Origin of the sequence: uncultured Maricaulis sp. (assembly GCF_963976135.1) — a bacterium.
Lineage (GTDB): Bacteria > Pseudomonadota > Alphaproteobacteria > Caulobacterales > Maricaulaceae > Maricaulis.
Window position 1 is genome coordinate 26,716 of record NZ_CAXBKN010000012.1, and the last position, 17,016, is coordinate 43,731.

Annotated in this window: 16 protein-coding genes; 11 read left to right on the plus strand and 5 right to left on the minus strand. The window is 64.5% G+C overall.

What is annotated here, in order from left to right; all coding sequences use genetic code 11:
• Nucleotides 1–19 precede the first annotated feature (19 nt).
• From rplT to AAC023_RS03040, 7 genes are all read left to right on the plus strand, one after another.
• A complete protein-coding gene (gene rplT, locus AAC023_RS03010) occupies nucleotides 20–376 on the plus strand; it encodes a 50S ribosomal protein L20 (RefSeq protein WP_091769911.1) in 357 nt (118 codons plus the stop codon).
• A gap of 338 nt (nucleotides 377–714) precedes the next feature.
• On the plus strand, nucleotides 715–1,797 hold the full coding sequence (gene pheS, locus AAC023_RS03015) for a phenylalanine--tRNA ligase subunit alpha (protein WP_339737989.1): 1,083 nt from the start codon (nucleotides 715–717) through the stop codon (nucleotides 1,795–1,797).
• 2 nt (nucleotides 1,798–1,799) lie between these two features.
• Complete coding sequence (locus AAC023_RS03020; protein ID WP_339737991.1) at nucleotides 1,800–2,396, plus strand: hypothetical protein; 597 nt, start codon at nucleotides 1,800–1,802, stop codon at nucleotides 2,394–2,396.
• Complete coding sequence (gene pheT / locus AAC023_RS03025; protein WP_339737993.1) at nucleotides 2,396–4,795, plus strand: phenylalanine--tRNA ligase subunit beta; 2,400 nt, start codon at nucleotides 2,396–2,398, stop codon at nucleotides 4,793–4,795. The genes AAC023_RS03020 and pheT overlap by 1 nt, the downstream gene beginning before the upstream one ends.
• Complete coding sequence (locus AAC023_RS03030) at nucleotides 4,795–5,409, plus strand: nucleotidyltransferase family protein (protein ID WP_339737995.1); 615 nt, start codon at nucleotides 4,795–4,797, stop codon at nucleotides 5,407–5,409. Before pheT ends, AAC023_RS03030 begins: the two co-directional genes overlap by 1 nt.
• A 184-nt stretch (nucleotides 5,410–5,593) precedes the next feature.
• A complete protein-coding gene (locus tag AAC023_RS03035; RefSeq protein ID WP_339737997.1) occupies nucleotides 5,594–7,063 on the plus strand; it encodes a peptidoglycan-binding protein in 1,470 nt (489 codons plus the stop codon).
• 5 nt (nucleotides 7,064–7,068) lie between these two features.
• Nucleotides 7,069–7,662: a hypothetical protein gene (locus tag AAC023_RS03040; RefSeq protein ID WP_339737999.1), complete on the plus strand. Its 594-nt coding sequence runs from the start codon at nucleotides 7,069–7,071 to the stop codon at nucleotides 7,660–7,662.
• Here the strand turns inward: AAC023_RS03040 and AAC023_RS03045 are convergent.
• Entirely contained in the window at nucleotides 7,659–8,246 is a 588-nt protein-coding gene (locus tag AAC023_RS03045) for a cation transporter (RefSeq protein WP_339738001.1), read from the minus strand. The genes AAC023_RS03040 and AAC023_RS03045 overlap by 4 nt on opposite strands.
• A 108-nt stretch (nucleotides 8,247–8,354) precedes the next feature.
• Here AAC023_RS03045 and AAC023_RS03050 point away from each other — a divergent pair, with 108 nt between their 5' ends.
• Nucleotides 8,355–8,786 carry a helix-turn-helix domain-containing protein gene (locus tag AAC023_RS03050; RefSeq protein WP_339738002.1) on the plus strand — a complete coding sequence of 144 codons (432 nt, stop codon included), beginning with the start codon at nucleotides 8,355–8,357 and terminating at the stop codon, nucleotides 8,784–8,786.
• Between the two features lie 9 nt (nucleotides 8,787–8,795).
• Here AAC023_RS03050 and AAC023_RS03055 read toward each other — a convergent pair whose 3' ends face one another.
• A complete protein-coding gene (locus tag AAC023_RS03055) occupies nucleotides 8,796–10,127 on the minus strand; it encodes a hypothetical protein (RefSeq protein WP_339738003.1) in 1,332 nt (443 codons plus the stop codon).
• A 202-nt stretch (nucleotides 10,128–10,329) separates the two neighbouring features.
• Between AAC023_RS03055 and AAC023_RS03060 the strand changes: the two genes are divergently transcribed.
• A complete protein-coding gene (locus AAC023_RS03060) occupies nucleotides 10,330–10,800 on the plus strand; it encodes a nuclear transport factor 2 family protein (protein WP_339738005.1) in 471 nt (156 codons plus the stop codon).
• A gap of 2 nt (nucleotides 10,801–10,802) precedes the next feature.
• On the opposite strand, the gene AAC023_RS03065 is transcribed toward AAC023_RS03060, so the two are convergent.
• Both AAC023_RS03065 and AAC023_RS03070 read right to left on the minus strand, forming a co-directional pair.
• On the minus strand, nucleotides 10,803–11,321 hold the full coding sequence (locus tag AAC023_RS03065; RefSeq protein ID WP_339738007.1) for an N-acetyltransferase: 519 nt from the start codon (nucleotides 11,319–11,321) through the stop codon (nucleotides 10,803–10,805).
• Nucleotides 11,321–11,911 (minus strand): DUF1134 domain-containing protein, encoded by a 591-nt coding sequence (locus AAC023_RS03070; protein WP_339738009.1) that lies wholly within the window; start codon nucleotides 11,909–11,911, stop codon nucleotides 11,321–11,323. Before AAC023_RS03070 ends, AAC023_RS03065 begins: the two co-directional genes overlap by 1 nt.
• Nucleotides 11,912–12,068: 157 nt before the next feature.
• On the opposite strand from AAC023_RS03070, the gene AAC023_RS03075 reads away from it, so the two are divergent.
• Nucleotides 12,069–13,430 (plus strand): FAD-dependent oxidoreductase, encoded by a 1,362-nt coding sequence (locus tag AAC023_RS03075; RefSeq protein WP_339738011.1) that lies wholly within the window; start codon nucleotides 12,069–12,071, stop codon nucleotides 13,428–13,430.
• Between the two features lie 10 nt (nucleotides 13,431–13,440).
• Here AAC023_RS03075 and AAC023_RS03080 read toward each other — a convergent pair whose 3' ends face one another.
• Complete coding sequence (locus tag AAC023_RS03080; RefSeq protein ID WP_339738013.1) at nucleotides 13,441–14,574, minus strand: nitrilase-related carbon-nitrogen hydrolase; 1,134 nt, start codon at nucleotides 14,572–14,574, stop codon at nucleotides 13,441–13,443.
• A gap of 169 nt (nucleotides 14,575–14,743) precedes the next feature.
• Here AAC023_RS03080 and AAC023_RS03085 point away from each other — a divergent pair, with 169 nt between their 5' ends.
• On the plus strand, nucleotides 14,744–16,909 hold the full coding sequence (locus tag AAC023_RS03085; protein WP_339738015.1) for a M3 family metallopeptidase: 2,166 nt from the start codon (nucleotides 14,744–14,746) through the stop codon (nucleotides 16,907–16,909).
• The last annotated feature ends 107 nt before the right edge of the window (nucleotides 16,910–17,016 follow it).

Here is a 17,016-nt window from a genome sequence, read left to right on the forward strand (position 1 = left end):
CATTGAGTAGGAGCATACCATGTCACGAGTGACATCCGGCCCGGCTACGGCCATCCGCCACAAAAAAGTTATCAAGAAAGCGAAAGGCTATTACGGCCGTCGCAAGAACACTTTCCGCGCTGCCGTCCAGGCTGTCGAAAAGGCCGGCCAGTACGCCTATCGCGACCGCCGTGCCAAGAAGCGCACCTTCCGCGCCCTCTGGATCCAGCGCATCAATGCCGGCGCACGCCTGCACGGCATGACCTATTCGACCATGATGCACGGCCTGATCAAGGCCGGTATCGAGGTTGACCGCAAGGTCCTCTCCGACATCGCCATCCACGAGCCGGACGCCTTCAAGGCCCTGGTGGATCAGGCGCAGTCCGCGCTGGCCTAGGCTGGACGACTGACGTTACGGGAAAGCCCGCTGGCGATGCCGGCGGGCTTTTTTCGTTTGGGGGTGCGGGGAGAGCGCGGCGCAGGTGGGATTCAATCAATTCCGCCAAATTTAGCGTCATCCCAGCGCAGGCTGGGACCCAGATTCAACCGCAGACGGACATTATGTTGGCGCTCCGCCGTCGCAGGCTGGCGCTCGACGAGCTGGGTCCCAGCCTGCGCTGGGATGACGCTATATTGTGCGGTGGGAGGGCTCTACATCCCCCTCCACCGACAAGCCCTGTCGACACCTGAAATGCCAGACGCTAAACCCGTGCACGACTGGCCAGGGACGAAGACATGACCGATACCGCTGCTCTCGACGCACTCGAAGCCGATGTGCTCGCACAGATCGCCGCCGCGACCGATGAGGCCGGCCTTGATGCCGTGCGCGTCGGGGCGCTGGGCAAGAAGGGGTCTGTCTCGCTGATGATGCGCGGCCTGGGTGGGATGAGCCCGGAGGAGCGCCAGGTGATGGGCCCGGCGCTGAATGGTCTCAAGGACCGACTCGGCGCGGCGATCGATGCGCGCAAGGCGATGCTGGAAGCGGCCGCGCTTGATGCGGCGCTCAGCAGTGAGACGATCGATGTCACCCTGCCGGTGCGGCCGGAGCCGCAAGGCTCGATCCACCCGATCACCCAGGTGATGGAAGAGCTTGCCGTGATTTTCGCCGATATGGGTTTTGCCGTCGCCGAAGGCTCGGACGTGGAGGATGACTTCCACAATTTCACCGCGCTGAATTTCCCCGAGGGCCATCCGGCGCGCGATACCCAGGACACCTTCTTCATGCAGCCGGATGCCGAGGGCCAGCGCAAGGTCTTGCGCACCCATACCTCGCCGGTCCAGATCCGCACCATGATGAGCCAGACGCCGCCGCTGCGCATTATCGCGCCGGGCCGGGTCTATCGCTGTGACTGGGACCAGACCCATACGCCGATGTTCCACCAGGTCGAAGGCCTGGTGATCGACAAGGAGACCCATATGGGTCACCTCAAGGGCGTGCTGGAGGATTTCCTCGCCGCCTTCTTCGAGACCGACCAGGTGGAAACCCGTTTCCGCCCGCATCACTTCCCCTTCACCGAGCCCTCGGCGGAGATGGATGTGCGCTATGAACGTGTCGGCCAGGCGGTGAAGGTGGGCTCCGGCGAGCAATGGATGGAGATCCTCGGCTGCGGCATGGTGCACCCGAATGTGATCCGCAATTGCGGCCTCGACCCGGACGAATACCAGGGCTTCGCCTTCGGCATGGGCGTCGATCGCCTCGCCATGCTCAAATACGGCGCGCCGGACCTGCGCGACTTCTTCAATTCCGACCAGCGCTGGCTCGGCCATTACGGCTTCTCGCCGCTGCTGCAGGCGAATATGGCCACGGGCCTGAGCTAGTCATGTGGCGCTGGTTCACCCATAACCACCAGACCCTGACCGGGATCGGCGCGATGCTCGTGGGCATCGCGGCGCTCTATGTCGCCTGGGACCAGGGCCGGGTGATGCGCGATCAGCAGCATGGCTCGGTCTTTCCGGTGCTGCAGGTGGATGGTTTCGTCTCGACGACGCCAGAGGAGGCGAGTCTGGGCATCCGGATCGCCAATAATGGCGTCGGTCCAGCGCTGGTCGAATCGGTGACGCTTTACCGCAATGGCGTGGCCGTCGACTCGATGGAAGCCTATGGCGAGCAGCTCCCGGATGGCTATGACCTGTCCTGGGCCGTCCTGACCGGCCGCGCCCTGGCGCCGGACCAGCTCGTCACCCCGATCCGGATCCGCTGGGATCGCGCCGATATCACGCCCGAGGACCTGCAGGCCGCGGCCCGGGCCTGGGACGAATGGGAATTGCAGGTCTGCTACTGCTCGGTCTTCGGCCGCTGCTGGCAGACCTCGCCGGTCGGCGGGGCGCGGGCCGAGCGCGTGGCCATGTGCCAGCGCGGTGAATCCGATGTTTTCGAGAATTTGGGAGCGGCGCGTGCAGCGGCCGGATATCAATAATGAAATTCCCCCTCTCCTGGCTGAAATACCACCTCGAGACCACGGCCTCGCTCGACGAGATCGCCGAGGCCATGACCATGGCCGGTCTCGAGATCGAAGAGATCGACAATCCGGCCGAGAAATTCGGCGCCTTCACGGTCGCTTATGTCAAGGAGGCCGTCGCCCACCCCGATGCCGACAAGCTGCGTGTCTGCACCGTCGAGACCATTGACGGGATCAAGCAGATCGTCTGCGGCGCGCCCAATGCCCGCACCGGCATGCGTGCGGTCTATGCGCCGCTGGGCGCCTATATCCCGGGTCTGGATTTCTCGCTCGACAAGAAGCCGCGCAAGATCCGCGGCGTCGAAAGCTCGGGCATGATGTGTTCGGCCAAGGAGCTGGAACTCGGCGAGGATCATGACGGGATTATCGACCTTGAGGGCGATTGGGCGGTCGGCACGCCGGCGGTCGTGGCGCTCGGCCAGGACGATATCGTCATTGATTTCGAAGTTACGCCCAACCGTCCCGACTGGCTCGGCGTGCGCGGCATCGCCCGCGATCTCGCGGCCACCGGTATCGGCACCCTCAAGGATGTGCCGATCGAGCCGGTTCCAGGCACATTTCCCTGCCCGATCAAGGTCGAGCTCGACTGGCCGGACGCCTGTCCGGTCTTCGCCGGGCGGCTGATCCGCGGCGTGAAGAATGTCGCCTCGCCGGACTGGATCCAGACCCTGCTCAAATCCATCGGCCTGCGTCCGATCAACGCGCTCGCCGACATCACCAATCTGATCTCCTATGATCGCTGCCGCCCGCTGCACGTCTATGACGCGGCGAAACTGAGCGGCAATCTGCATGCGCGCCGCGGTGCCGGCGATAGCGACACGTTCGAAGCGCTGGACAAGAAGAGCTATGCGCCGACCGAGACCATGTGCGTCATCGCTGACGAGGCGCATTGCCTCGGCCTCGGCGGCATCATGGGCGGCACCTATTCGGGCTGCACTGAGGCCACCACCGATGTCTTCATCGAGAGCGCCTGGTTTGATCCGCTGATCACCCGCGCCACTGCCAAGGCGACCGGCATCGACAGCGACGCCAAATACCGCTTCGAGCGCGGCGTCGACCCGCAATCGGTGCGTGACGGCATCGAATACGCGACGCGGCTGATCCTCGACATCTGTGGCGGCGAAGCCTCCGAGACGGTCGTCTTCGGCGAAACGCCCGCCGCGCCGGCCGATATCGATTTCCCGATCACCGAGGTCAAACGCCTGACCGGGCTCGACCTGCCGCGCGCCGAAATCCTGCGCATCCTCACCACGCTCGGCTTCAAGCCGAGCGGAGCCGGCGATGTGCTGACCGTCGGTGTGCCGAGCTGGCGGATGGATTGTGCCTTGAAGGCCGATCTGGTCGAGGAAATCGCCCGCATCCACGGCTTCGACAAGCTGGTCGCGACTTCGCTGGAACGTCCCTCGGTACGCCGTCAGGCGCCGGCCACGGTGATGCAATTGCGCGCCCGCCACGCCCGCCGCGCCCTGGCCGTGCGGGGCTATCAAGAGGCGGTGACTTGGTCCTTCTGCGAGACCTCGCAGGCGGCGCTGTTTGGTGGTCAGGGCGCCGGCCTGGCGCTGGAAAACCCGATCTCCTCGGAGCTCGACGTGATGCGCCCGACGGCGCTGATCCATCTTCTGACGGCGCTGCAGGCCAATGCCGATCGCGGCCTTGCCGATGCACGCCTGTTTGAAGTTGGCCCGGTCTATCTCACCGATGCGCCCGACGGCCAGCTTCTGGTCGCCACCGGCGTACGCCGCATTACCAGCGGCCGTCACTGGACCGGCTCGCGCCAGCCCGATGTGTTCGATGTGAAAGCCGATGCGATGGCCGCTCTCGAGGCCGCCGGTGCGCCTGCCGCTTCGCTGCAGGTGGCGCCGGAAGCGCGCGACTGGTGGCATCCGGGCCGTTCCGGCGTGCTGCGCCTGGGGCCGAAGAATGTGATGGCCGAGTTTGGCGAGATCCATCCGCGCGTGCTCAAGGCGCTGGGCATTGATGGCCGCGTACTGGCGTTCGAGATCGTGCTCGACGCCATCCCGCAGCCGCGCAAGGCCAACAGCCTCAAGGCCCGCACCCAGCTCGACCGCGCCGATCTGACGCCGGTGAAACGCGATTTCGCTTTCCTCGTCGACAAGAGCGTCGCCGCCGATGCCCTGATCCGCGCCGCCAAGGGCGCCGACAAGGCGTTGATCAGCGATGTCACCGTATTCGACGTCTATGAGGGCAAGGGTGTGCCCGAGGGCCAGACCTCGCTGGCGATCGAGGTCGTGCTGCAGCCGCGCGACAAGACGCTGACCGATGAGGATATCGACGCCGTCGCCGCCAAGGTGATCGCCAAGGTCTCCGGTGCCACCGGCGGCACGCTGCGCGGCTGATGCTCAACCCCCGCCGCCTCGCCAACGCTGGAGCCGACGCACAGCAGGCCTTTCTGGTCGAGGCGGTGGGGGCCAATCCGCTGGCGATGACGGTGCTGCAACGTGCCGCGGCGATGGAGCTGCCCGATCATGGCCTGATGGCCGGCGCCGTCTACCAGGCGGTGTGGAATGCCCTGACCGGGCGCGATCCGGCCTTTGGCGTCAATGATTATGACCTCGGCTATTACGACGCCTCCGATCTCAGCGAGGCGGCCGAGGATGTCGTCATCAAGGCCGGCGAGACCGTGTTCGCCGATCTCGATGCCATCGTCGAGATCCGCAACCAGGCCCGCGTCCATCTCTGGTTTGGCGCCAAGCATGGCGTCACCCGCGCGCCGCTGACGAGCACGGCCGACGCCGTCGCCCACTTCGCCTCCCACACCCATGCCGTCGCGGTCCGTCTCGACCGCAAGGGTGAAATGGAGGTGCTCGCCCCCTACGGGCTCGACGAGCTCTTCTCCCTGCACGTCCGCCCGGTCGAGGACCTCGCCGACAAGACGGGCTGGAATGCAAAATGCCTGCGCCAGCACGCGCTCTGGCCAGAGATCCGTTTCGAGACGACCCGACTCGCCTGAAGGGAGAGTCAGAGAGCGCCCATTCAACCTGTTGGAGAAAAAGCCATTTTCCCCGCTCGGTTGCCAAATTTTCCTGCAATCTCGCCTGAGGCGTATGGTGATATGCGGCACCTACAGCTAGTATGGTTAATGGTCGTTAACTGAAACTCGACGTGGTTCGGAACGGCGCGGGGGATGTGCGTAGATGATGGATCGGGTAACAGCCTTGCTGACACAGGCCGCGGCGACGATTCTGGTCGTCATCGGTCTGGTCGCGATCCTCGGCTTTACCCATTCGCGCGCCTATCGCGCGGGCTATTGTGCGGTCCAGGCCTGCCCGGATACGAATGAGCGCCGCTGGTGGTGGCCCTTCGGCGCCGACACCGTGCCGGATCCCACAGGCCCGGCCAGCCTTGCCCCGGACGGCAGTCGCGATAATTTCTATTCCTATCAGGACGGCACCTATCCGGACCAGGCCTACCAGGGCAGCCTTTTCCAGGACAGGCCAGCGGGCGGCTATAGCGGCGATGGGCTCAATACAGACCGGGTCATCTATGGCGATCCGGCCGGGACAAGCCCGACGCGGCCGCTCTCTTTCACAAACCAGCCCGTCTCCAGCGACTATCCGCGCTCCTACGCCAACCCGCGCTACACCTCGCGCTCGCGCTATTTCGGCACGCCCGGGGAACGCATTTGCCCGGCGCCCTATAGTGCCGAGGAGGCACGGCGGATGGCCCCCGACCTGGCGCGGTGCTGGCTGAATGTCGGCGATGCCTATCAGGCGATGGAGCAGATGGAACAGGCCCGCGATGCCTGGAACCGATCCTTGCATGCCGGCTCGCCGAGTGGCGTGCAGGCGACGCTGGCGGCCCAGCAGAGACTTCAGACTGCTGTGCTGCAATATTCCTGTCCCACCGATCCCGACAGTCTCGCACGCATCGCCTATGGCGCCGGCCAACCCGACAGTACGGGCGATATCATTCAGCTGATCGCCCGCCAGCGGGCGCTGGCCGCGCTTGGCTTCTATTCCGGCCCGGTCGACGGCTCCTACGGCCCGGTGACCCGGCGCTCGGTGCGCGATTTCCAGCGTGAAATGGGCTATGACCAGACCGGCGCGCTGACCTCGCAGGAAACCGTCACCCTGATCTGTCATGCAGCCATCAATGCCCGCGACGCCGATTCCCAGAATCTGATGGGCATTATGTTCGCCACCGGTCTGGGCGTGGTCCAGAGCATAGACAGCGCCATGGAATGGCTCGACACCGCCGCCGAGCGCGGCAATGGCGGTGCCAATTTCAATCTCGCCCTGATCTATGGCACCGGCACGGTCCAGGGCAGTTATCGCCTGTGCGGCCTGGTCGAGAGCCCGGAGCGCGCCGACAGCTATCTGCGCCGCGCCGCCGATCTCGGGCATGCAAGGGCAATACAGCTGCGCCGTGAATTCACCAGCAGCAGTGGCACCCCCTCCGAACGCTGGACCCGCATTTCCCGGGCCCTGCTCCGGGAAGCGGAAAGCTCGGGTGATCGCTTCTATGTCGCCTGGCAACAACGCGTCGACGAGGCGCGGCGCAGCAATGGGCATGAGCTCGATCAGCCCGGCTGCTACCAGGCCGCAATGGATGACGGTCAGGCCGGGCCCGCCAGCCCGCTTGCCAGTGACTCACAAAGGAATTGATATCCATGAGAAAAATCACACTTTTCCTGGCTGCCGCGAGCGTCCTGTCGGCCTGTGCCACGACCCAGTCGCCAGGCAGCATGCCGCCACATTCCCACCCGTCCCCGCCGCCGCCGCGCGCCGTCGACACCGTCGAGCCCGCAACCAATATGTGCCAGGTTGCCGGCCTGGCCGAACAACGCCTGGGCATGCTGGAGGAGATCCACCGCTATCGGGAGACCATCCAGGTTGATCCGGGCCGCTCGGCCAGTGTGGCGGATACACAGACCCAGGAGTTGATCGCCGCGTTCGAAACCGATCTCGACGCGTCCTATCGGTTCGCGACCGCCTCTTGCCGGACCTATAATCGCTGCCTGGAGGAGAACCGCTTCGACGAAGCGCGCTGCCAGGACACGGCCCGGCTCTGGCATGAAGGCCAGGACCGGTTCCATGATCTGTCACTCCAGCTGGCAGCGGTTCGCGAGCGTATCGCCTCGGGCTGCACCAGCTGTGCCGCTCCCGGGACCGCTCCGCAGGAACGGCCCTACCAGCACAGTCATGAGTCGCGCCAATCAGACGATCTGCTTGGTTCGGTCTTCTCGACCGGAGGCCATCGCTAGAGCGGCGCGGCCTGCTGTCCGGCCAGTTCGCGGCGCGCCTGGGTCAGGATCTGGAAGGCCGAGCTGAGGAAGAGGCCGGCCATACCGACCGCGACAATGATATCGGGCCAGTGGCTGTGAGTGAGCCAGACAATACCGGCCGAGACGAAGACGGCGATATTGCCGATCGCGTCATTGCGTGAGCACAGCCAGACCGAGCGCACATTGGCATCGCCATCGCGCCAGCGCATCAGGATCAACACGCTGATCACATTCGCCACCAGTGCCAGCAGCGCGATCCCGCCCATCAATTCTGCCACCGGCTGGGCGACAAAGATCGCCCGGTAGAGTGCCAGCGCGAGAATCGAGGCGCCCATCACAAACAGGCTGCCCGCCTTCACCAGGGCGGCATTGGCGCGCCAGCCCGGCGGCTTGCCGATCACCCAGAGGGAGAGCCCGTAGGTCGCGGCATCAGCGAAGAAATCAAGCGCATCGGCCTTCAGCGCCTGTGACTGGGCAGCGGCCCCGGCCAGCATCTCGACCACGAACATGGCGGCATTGATGATGATGACCGCGATCAGGGCGCGCCGGAATCCGGGGCTCATGCCGTCGAATTCCCTGGCTTCGCAACAACTTCCCGACATCAAATCCACTCCTTGCCAATCGCTTCAGGAACACCCTAATCTCTCTAGTCACTAGAGGTTCAAGCACAAATGTCAGACTTGTCGATCGGGAAGCTGTCGCGGGCGAGCGGGGTCAAGGTCCCGACCATCCGCTATTATGAGACCATCGGCCTGCTCGCCGCACCGCCGCGCTCAGACGGTGGCCAGCGGCGCTATGACAAGGCCGATATCGAGCGCCTGCGCTTCATCCGCCATGGCCGGGCGCTCGGCTTCGGGCTCGATGATCTGCGCGCGCTGCAGGAACTCTCCGACCGGCCCAGCCAGTCGTGCGAGCGCGCCGATGCCATTGCCAGCCGGCAATTGGCCGAGGTCGAGCGCCGCATTGCCGGGCTGGAGGCGGTGCGGATGGAGCTGGCACGCATGCTCGATCACTGCGCCCATGGCGAGGTCGATCAATGCCGCGTCATCGAGACGCTGTCGGATCACGCCCTGTGCGAGGGCGATCACGTCAAGATCAGCTAGGCCTGAGGGTCAGAAACTACCGCCAATGCGGTTTTTCCAATAGCCGACATCCTCGGCATATTTGCCGACGATCTCGCCGAGCACATTTTCCAGCAACAGGCTGTCGAACCCGATCCATTCATCTTGGTTGATCTCGTCAATGCTCGCCATCGAACGGCGCAGGAAGACGGCGTAGATGCTGACCAGCACCACGAACAGGATCAGGAAGATAATTCCGAGATCCGCCAGACGGGCGCCGGCATCGAAGCCGGTCCACTCGATCAGGGCCAGGTTGAGCCCGGCCAGCACGACGGTAAAGATCAGCGGCACAAAGACCAGATAATAGCCGGAATTTCGCAGCATCTGGAACATGATATTGCGAACGAAACTCTCGATAAAAAAGATCCGCTGGGCGATCCAGAGCACATTCGTATGCCACATCCGCGCCGAGTGCGAGAATTTCGCAGCATCCTTTTCCTGACCGACAGTGACTGATTTGGCCTGGCCTTCAGCGGTGCGGAAATGGTCGTTGAGGCGGGCGAGATAGCGGGTGACGAAATTGGATAATTCACGGAAGTTATTGCGCTGATAGGGCACATATTCCATGAAATAGATAATCCACATCGCAAACGCACCGCCAATCGTCGACAGGCCCGCAAACATGGCCTGGCTGAGATCGGCCGCACTCATGGTGAAGGGGCCCAGCGACATCGGCCCGGCCAGTGCGATCAGGCTTCCGTCATTATAGAGCAGGTTGATGATCAGCACGATGGCGATAATGGTCGAGAAGACGACGGTCAGCTTGCGGACATTGGAGTTGATCGTCTTGCGCATTTCGTTGAGGAGATAGAGACAACCGGCATCGGCCGGGAAATATTCGGCGATAACCGCGCCTTCCTCATCCTCATATAGATTTTGCGGATTGGCGGATATCTTGACCCGGCCATTGAGAAATGTCGCGCCCTGCCGGTAATAGTCCTCGGCCACCTCGAGCGTCAGTTCGCCGGGCGTGCGGATATAGCCAACCTTGACGCCGGTCCAGTGGAACAGAAAGCCATGGCGCTTGAGATGCGCATCCTCATGCGCGAAATCGGCACCGAGGGCTTTTTCGGTTTCGGTCTGCGAACGCGCCGCGCGTGAGAGCGCGGCCCAGGCGCTCGGCCCCATATGTGCCGGCCGCACCGAGCCGGGACCCGCGCGCGTGATCGCCTTCAGGCCAAATAGTTTGCCGATAGGCCGGAAGACCGGCCCGACGATGCGCCCGATAATCTGGAAGGGGATCTGCCTGGCCAGCATCAGGACGAAGAGAGCGCCGATTCCGACCAGCAGGATCAGGCCGCCCATGGTACTGCCTTCGGTCATGTCGATCTCCCCCTTGGCTGCCACCAGCCGCATGTTTGCACACACAGTATCGCGCAATAATCCGCAGCGGTAGTGCGGGATCGCCGCAATGGCTTTCCCGCTTGCCGGGGCGGGCGCGGCGCGGGCTAGATGCGCCCAGCTTTACAAGGAATGGGAGTCTTCAATGATGCGCCTGCAAGCTGGAATATGTCTGATTGCACTCATGGCCACACCCGCATGGAGCCAGGAGGCCCCGGCGGCCGATCTCGACGCCCGTTTCGCGGAGCTCGACCGGCAGGTGTTCGAGCTGGGTTATAACGGCTGTGACCTCGAACTCATGGCCGAGCTGACGAGCGAGGACCTGGAATTCTACCACGATATCGGCGGCATCACCCTGGGTCGCACCGCCTTCATCGACAGCATAGACCGCAATATCTGCGGCCCGGATTATCATGTGACCCGGACCCTGGTCGACGGCTCGCTGGTCCTGCACCCGCTCTATGATAATGGCGTGCTCTATGGCGCGGTGCAGAGCGGCGAACACATGTTCAGCATCGTGCGCCCGGGCGCAGAACCCGAGCTGACCGGACGCGCCGGCTTCACGACGCTGTGGCGGCTGGAAGGCGATGCCTGGCGGATGTCACGCGTGCTCAGCTTTGATCACCGGGCGATCCACGCCGCTGACGGCGAGTAGGCTCAAACGCCATCAAAGGCAGGGTGATAAGCGATCCGGGTGCCGCGCGGCAGATGCGCGGCATCATTGAGGGCCTGCACCTGGAAGGCATTTCCGGTCTTGTCTTCCGGGTCATCGGCCCAATGCAGGTCGAGGGCGGGCGCTGGCTCAAAGCCGAAACGGCTATAGAAGTCCGGATCGCCGAGCACGATGCAATAGCTCGGCCCCAACGTACGGATAAAGTCGAGTCCGGCCTCGATCAGGGCCGCGCCAATGCCGCGATTTTGATAGTCTGGCAATACAGCGACGGGCCCGAGGCCGAGACCGGGAATTTCGCGCCCATCATCCAGCTTCGCCATCGCGGGGGAAAACATCGCGACGCCCGCAATCCGGCCATCTAGTTCGGCGACGAGCTCGAGCGTGTCGGCATCAGCCGCGCGCAGGGCGACCACCAGCCGTGCCTCACCCGGTTCGGGAAAGGCGCTTCGAAGCAGAGTGTCGACACCGGCATGATCGGCTGGCTCGCAGGGGCGTATCTTCACTAGAAAGGTAACCAGGCGCGGCGGCGGGTATAGGCCAGATAACCGACATTGGCGCCAGCGCGCAGGCCGACCCCGGAGCGGATCGGTGCCAGGGTGATATCGTCGGCGCGCTGATAATTCACGCCCATTCCAGCGACCAGATAGGCCGTGCCCTCAACACCCGGGAAGCGCTGGAACAGCAGGGCCGGGTCGTCGAGATTATAGACCAGCACGAAGACGCGGCTGGCATTGCCGCCTGCATCCCAGCCCACCGACGGACCGCGCCAGTAGACCTTCTCGCGCACACCGCTCTTCATCGTCAGATAGCCCTCGCCATAGCGCAGGCCGAAACCGACCGCGCCGGACACTTCCTCACCGGCGATATAGCCAACCGGGCGTCCCAGATCGGAGAAAATGCGTTCCATCATGCTGGCCGCCGCTTCGGCGGTGACCCCGAAAAAATCACTGACCGCCTCGGTCAGCTCATCCTGGGAATAGGTGTCGACCGGCTCGGAATACTCACTTGGCTGTCCGTATTCCGGGTCCTGCGCATGAGCGGGCACCAGGAAGCAGACGGACAGGGCGGCGATGGTGGCGGCAAGGATGCGCATGTGAGACCTCCGGTCGCTGAAAACAGGGCCCAGCTTATCAGCGGGGATTGCGGCGACAGCACGGCGAAAGGGTTAGCGTCAGGTAAACAGGCAAAAAATCCCGGCCTCGCTCGGCGCGGTTCCGGTATGCTAGCGTGCCGCTCCCGGGGAGCGAGCCATGACATCAGCACACGAGAGCGACGTTATCATCATCGGGGCCGGTCTGTCCGGCCTGCGTGCAGCGGACCTGCTCAGGGACCGTCATGACGTCATCCTGCTCGAGGCGCGTGACCGCGTTGGCGGACGGGCGCTGGCCCACAGCTTCGCCAATGGCGACACCGCCGATCTCGGCGGACAATGGGTCGGACCCGGCCAGGACCGGCTCTACGCCCTGATCGAACGCCTCGGCATGACGACATACCCGCTCTGGGACAGCGGCGACCGGCTGATCCTCAACCGCGAAAAGCTCGGCCGCTATACCGGCACCATCCCGAAACTGCCGCCGCATGTCCTGGTCAATGTGCATCTGATGATGACCCGCTTCGACGCCATGGCGGCCCAGCTCGACCCGGCGAGCCCGTGGGCCCACCCCAAGGCGGCTGAATGGGATCACCAGACGGTCGGGCAATGGATGCGCAAACAGGCCTTCACCCGCCAGGCCTTCGATATCTTTGCCGTCGGGATCGGCGCTGTCTTCACCGCCGAGCCGCACGAGATCTCGCTCTTGCACGCGCTCTTCTATGCCCGCGCCGGCACCTCGCTCGACAATCTCCTCGCCACCACCGGCGGCGCGCAGCAGGACCGGGTGCATGGCGATATGGCCGGGGTGGCGCAGCGCCTGGCGGCGGGGCTTGGGGACCGGGTGAGGCTGAACCATCCGGTCGAGCGGATCGCCTGGGGTGATGACGGTGTTACGGTGACGGCCTCGGGCCAGCAGTTCACCGCCCGCCGCGCCATCCTCGCCCTGCCGCCAACCCAGGCCGTGCGGCTGCGTTATGACCCGGTCCTGCCCTCGCGCCGTGCCGCCCTCTGGCAACGCATGCCGCCAGGCGCCTGTATCAAATGCATCGCCCAGTATGAGACGCCCTTCTGGCGCGAGGACGGGCTGGCGGGCCAGGCGGTCGGGCCTGATCTTGAGGTCCGCGTCACCTTCGACAATAGCGAACAGGGCAAGACGGCAGGCCTGTTGCTCGGCTTTATCGAGGGCGATCATGCCCGCCACTGGTCCGGCCGCGATCCCGGCGAGCGCCAGGCGGCGGTGCTGGCCGCCTTTGCCCGCTTCTTTGGCGAGCGGGCGCTGCATCCGATCGATTATGTCGACCAGGACTGGGTCGCCGAGGAATATACCCGCGGCTGCTATGCCGCGCTGATGGGCCCCGGCGTGTGGACCTCGCTCGGCATGGAATTGCGCCGCCCCTTCGGCCCGGTCCATGTCGCCGGCACCGAGACCGCGACGCAGTATTACGGCTATTTCGAAGGCGCGCTGCAGGCCGCCGAACGCGCGGCCGAAGAGGTGGAGGCGGCGCTCGCGGCGGGCTGAGCCCTGCGCCTCACTCGCCGGCCGGGCCCAGCGGCAGCAGGGTCAGCGCCGCACCATCGAGGCCGTCGCTGACAAATACCGTGCGGCCTTCGACCGCGATATTGGTCCCGTCGGAGCCGAGATCCCACAACCGGCCCCGCAGATAGGCCGTCATGCCAAACTCCGCCCCGCCCGAGACCAGACGCCCGGCCAGGGCATGGCGCTGCCAGGCCTCACCCTCGGTGAGACGGCCGGCATCGGCCCGGTCGGCATCATCGGGCCAGCCGGTGGTATAGCCGCCCCAGGGCTCGTCCCAGACGCCAGAGGGCTGCAGGAAGGCCGGCACGGCGATGATGTCGGCATCAAGCGCGCGCACGCTGGCATAGAGGTCGGGATGCCAACTATCGGCGCAGATCAGCACCGCCAGACGCCCCGACGGTGTGTCGAACACCGGCAGGTTTTCCGCGGGCCAGGCGGCGGTGAAGGGCGTCTCGCTCGGGATCGGGTGGGATTTGCGCACCAGTTGCGGGTCGATCATGCCGTCGGGGTGGAACAGCGCAGCGGTATTGTAGAGCGGGCCATCACCGGCGATCAGCACGCCGTTTTCGACGCGCGGTTCGCTCAGCACGATGGAGCCGGCGGCAATGGTGACGCGATACTCGGCCGCCAGGGCAGAGAACACCGCCTGGTAGTCCCGCGCCATCGCCGCAGCGCGCATGCGGAAGATCGCCGCCGCCATGCGGTCCTCCTCGTCCGAGCCAAGCCAGGCTGCGGCAAAGCGTAGCGGATTGGCCGCCACCAGCGCCGTCATTGCGGCAGCGGTGGCGTCGGCGGTGAAGGCGGAATGCGGCGCGCCAGCGGCGACCAGCCAGGTACCGACATGCTCGGGAAACACGATGATCGAGCCCGGTTCGGCGTCAATTTCATCCCGGATTTCATCAAGATAGGCCGAGAGCCGTTGATACAGCGCGGCGGCGCTATGGTAATGGCCCGGCTCGAGCCAGGGCTGCACCCCGACCAGGTAGGGCCCCGGCCCCGCCGCGGCCCGTTCGACGACGCGCAGCTGCAGGTCCGGATCGGGTGTCAGGCTTGCAGGCTGGCGCCACACGCCCCACATCAACAACAGAGTGATCGTTGCAATCAGTATGATGGCGATGATCCGCACTGATCTGTCTCCGGTCCGGTGAAGGCCGACGGGAGCATCGTCTGCACCGCCCGCGTGATCAAGCGGCGGCGGCGGACAAGATGGTGAATTCTTAATTTTCCAGCCATGCGCGGAAGCGATAGGTTCGCCGCAACGAATTGACCCGAAAGGACCTGCCATGCGTCATCTGATGATGATTACCGTCAGCACCGCCGCGCTGTTTGCCGCGGCCTGCACCCCTGCTGACCAGACCACCACAGCCAGCCCGGCCGATACATCCACCACCACCGAGACCACGGAGACCGTCATGTCCTCAAACCCGCTGCTCGCGGAATGGACCGGCCCGTTCGGCGGTGTGCCGAATTTCGATACCGCCAGCCTTGACGACCTCAAGCCGGCCCTCGAAGAGGGCATGGCGCTCAATCTCGCCGAGATCGATGCCATCGCCAATAATCCCGAGCCTGCCAGCTTCGAGAACACCATCGTCGCAATGGAACGGGCCGGCGAGCCGCTCGGCAATGTCTTCCGCTATTGGGGCATCTGGTCGTCCAACATGTCGACGCCGGAATTCCGCGCCATCCAGGCCGAGATGGCCCCGCGCCTGTCGGCCTTCTCCTCGCAGATCACCCAGAATGCCGCGCTCTTCGCCCGCGTCCGCGCCGTCTATGAGGGCGATGAAATGGCGTCCCTGCGCCCCGACCAGCAGCGCCTGGTGCAGCTGACCTATGATGGCTTCGCCCGCAATGGCGCGACGCTGGAAGGCGCAGCCGCCGAGCGCTATGCCGCGATCGACCAGCGTCTGTCCGAGCTCTACACCGCCTTCTCGTCCAATCTTCTGCATGACGAGGAAAACTACGTCCATTACATCAGCGCCGACCAGCTTTCCGGCCTGCCGGACGGCTTCGTCCAGGCCTCGGCTGCGGCCGCCACCGCGCGCGGTCATGAGGGCGAATACGCCATCACCAATACCCGCTCCTCGATGGACCCCTTCCTGACTTTCTCCGACGAGCGCGATCTGCGCGAAATCGTCTGGCGGGATTACTATAATCGCGGCGATAATGGCGACGAGTACGACAATAACGCCCTGATCATGGAAATCCTCGCCCTGCGCGACGAACGCGTCGAACTGCTGGGCTATGAGAATTACGCCCAGTGGCGTCTGGAAAACCGCATGGCCGGCACGCCGGAACGCGCGATGGAATTGATGGAAGGCGTCTGGACCGCCGCCGTCGCGCGCATCCATGAGGAAGTCGCCGACATGCAGGCCCTGGCCGACAGCGAAGGCGCCGACATCACCATCGCGCCCTGGGATTATCGCTATTATGCCGAGAAAGTGCGCGCCGCGCGCTATGATCTCGATAGCGAGGAAGTCAGCCAGTATCTCCAGCTCGACAATCTGCGCGAGGGGATGTTCTACGTCGCCGGCGAATTGTTCGGCTTCAACTTCTCCGAATTGCCCGAAGGCACCGTCTCGGTCTGGCACCCGACCGTGCGCGTCTGGGAAGTCACCGATCGCGACACCGGCGCCAATATCGGCCTGTGGTATCTCGACCCCTATGCCCGCACCGGCAAGTCCTCGGGCGCCTGGGCCAACAGCTTCCGCGGCCACACCACTTATGACGGGCAGACCAATGTCCTGGCGACGAATAATTCCAACTTCGTCGAGCCGGCACCGGGCCAGCCTGTCCTGGTCTCCTGGGATGATGCGACCACCTTCTTCCACGAATTCGGCCATGCCCTGCACGGCCTGTCCTCGAATGTCGCCTACCCGACCCTCAATGGCGGCGTCCGCGACTTCACCGAATTCCAGTCGCAATTGCTCGAGCGCTGGCTGCTGACCGACCCGGTGGTCAACAACTACCTGGTCAATGTCGATGGCGAGCCCATGCCCCAGGAATTGATCGCCCGCATCCGTGCGGCGAATAATTTCAACCAGGGCTTCTCGACCGGCGAATATCTTGCCTCCGCGCTGATGGACATGGCCTATCACATGACCCCGCCCGAAGAGATCGGCGATCCCGACACTTTCGAGCGCGAGACCCTGGAACGCCTCGGCATGCCGGACGAAATCGTCATGCGTCACCGCAGCCCGCAATTCGGGCATGTGTTCGAGGGCGAAGGCTATGCCACCGGTTATTACGGCTATATGTGGGCCGACGTCCTGACCGCCGATGCCGCCGAAGCCTTTGAAGAGGCTGGCAGCTATTACGATCCGGAAACTTCGCGCCGCCTGGTCGAAACCCTGTTCGCCCCGCGCAACTCGGTCGACCCGGGCGAAGCCTACCGCGCCTTCCGCGGCCGCGACGCCGACCCGCAAGCCCTGATGCGCGACCGCGGCTTCCCGGTCACCGAATAGCGCTTACCGGCGTCACTTAATGCAACGGCCGGCGGGGTAACCCGCCGGCCGTTCGCGTTTGGGGGAGCCGTGATGACAATCACCCTCCTCTTCCTTGATGGAAGAGG

What these genes read in the sequence shown, in the direction of transcription:
- AAC023_RS03030 (WP_339737995.1), top strand. Translation starts at nt 4,795, where the DNA reads ATGCTCAACCCCCGCCGCCTCGCCAACGCTGGAGCCGACGCACAGCAG.
- rplT (WP_091769911.1), top strand. Translation starts at nt 20, where the DNA reads ATGTCACGAGTGACATCCGGCCCGGCTACGGCCATCCGCCACAAAAAA.
- AAC023_RS03055 (WP_339738003.1), bottom strand. Translation starts at nt 10,127, where the DNA reads ATGACCGAAGGCAGTACCATGGGCGGCCTGATCCTGCTGGTCGGAATC.
- AAC023_RS03070 (WP_339738009.1), bottom strand. Translation starts at nt 11,911, where the DNA reads ATGCGCATCCTTGCCGCCACCATCGCCGCCCTGTCCGTCTGCTTCCTG.
- AAC023_RS03075 (WP_339738011.1), top strand. Translation starts at nt 12,069, where the DNA reads ATGACATCAGCACACGAGAGCGACGTTATCATCATCGGGGCCGGTCTG.
- pheS (WP_339737989.1), top strand. Translation starts at nt 715, where the DNA reads ATGACCGATACCGCTGCTCTCGACGCACTCGAAGCCGATGTGCTCGCA.
- AAC023_RS03050 (WP_339738002.1), top strand. Translation starts at nt 8,355, where the DNA reads ATGTCAGACTTGTCGATCGGGAAGCTGTCGCGGGCGAGCGGGGTCAAG.
- pheT (WP_339737993.1), top strand. Translation starts at nt 2,396, where the DNA reads ATGAAATTCCCCCTCTCCTGGCTGAAATACCACCTCGAGACCACGGCC.
- AAC023_RS03060 (WP_339738005.1), top strand. Translation starts at nt 10,330, where the DNA reads ATGGCCACACCCGCATGGAGCCAGGAGGCCCCGGCGGCCGATCTCGAC.
- AAC023_RS03040 (WP_339737999.1), top strand. Translation starts at nt 7,069, where the DNA reads ATGAGAAAAATCACACTTTTCCTGGCTGCCGCGAGCGTCCTGTCGGCC.
- AAC023_RS03085 (WP_339738015.1), top strand. Translation starts at nt 14,744, where the DNA reads ATGATGATTACCGTCAGCACCGCCGCGCTGTTTGCCGCGGCCTGCACC.
- AAC023_RS03045 (WP_339738001.1), bottom strand. Translation starts at nt 8,246, where the DNA reads ATGAGCCCCGGATTCCGGCGCGCCCTGATCGCGGTCATCATCATCAAT.
- AAC023_RS03035 (WP_339737997.1), top strand. Translation starts at nt 5,594, where the DNA reads ATGATGGATCGGGTAACAGCCTTGCTGACACAGGCCGCGGCGACGATT.
- AAC023_RS03020 (WP_339737991.1), top strand. Translation starts at nt 1,800, where the DNA reads ATGTGGCGCTGGTTCACCCATAACCACCAGACCCTGACCGGGATCGGC.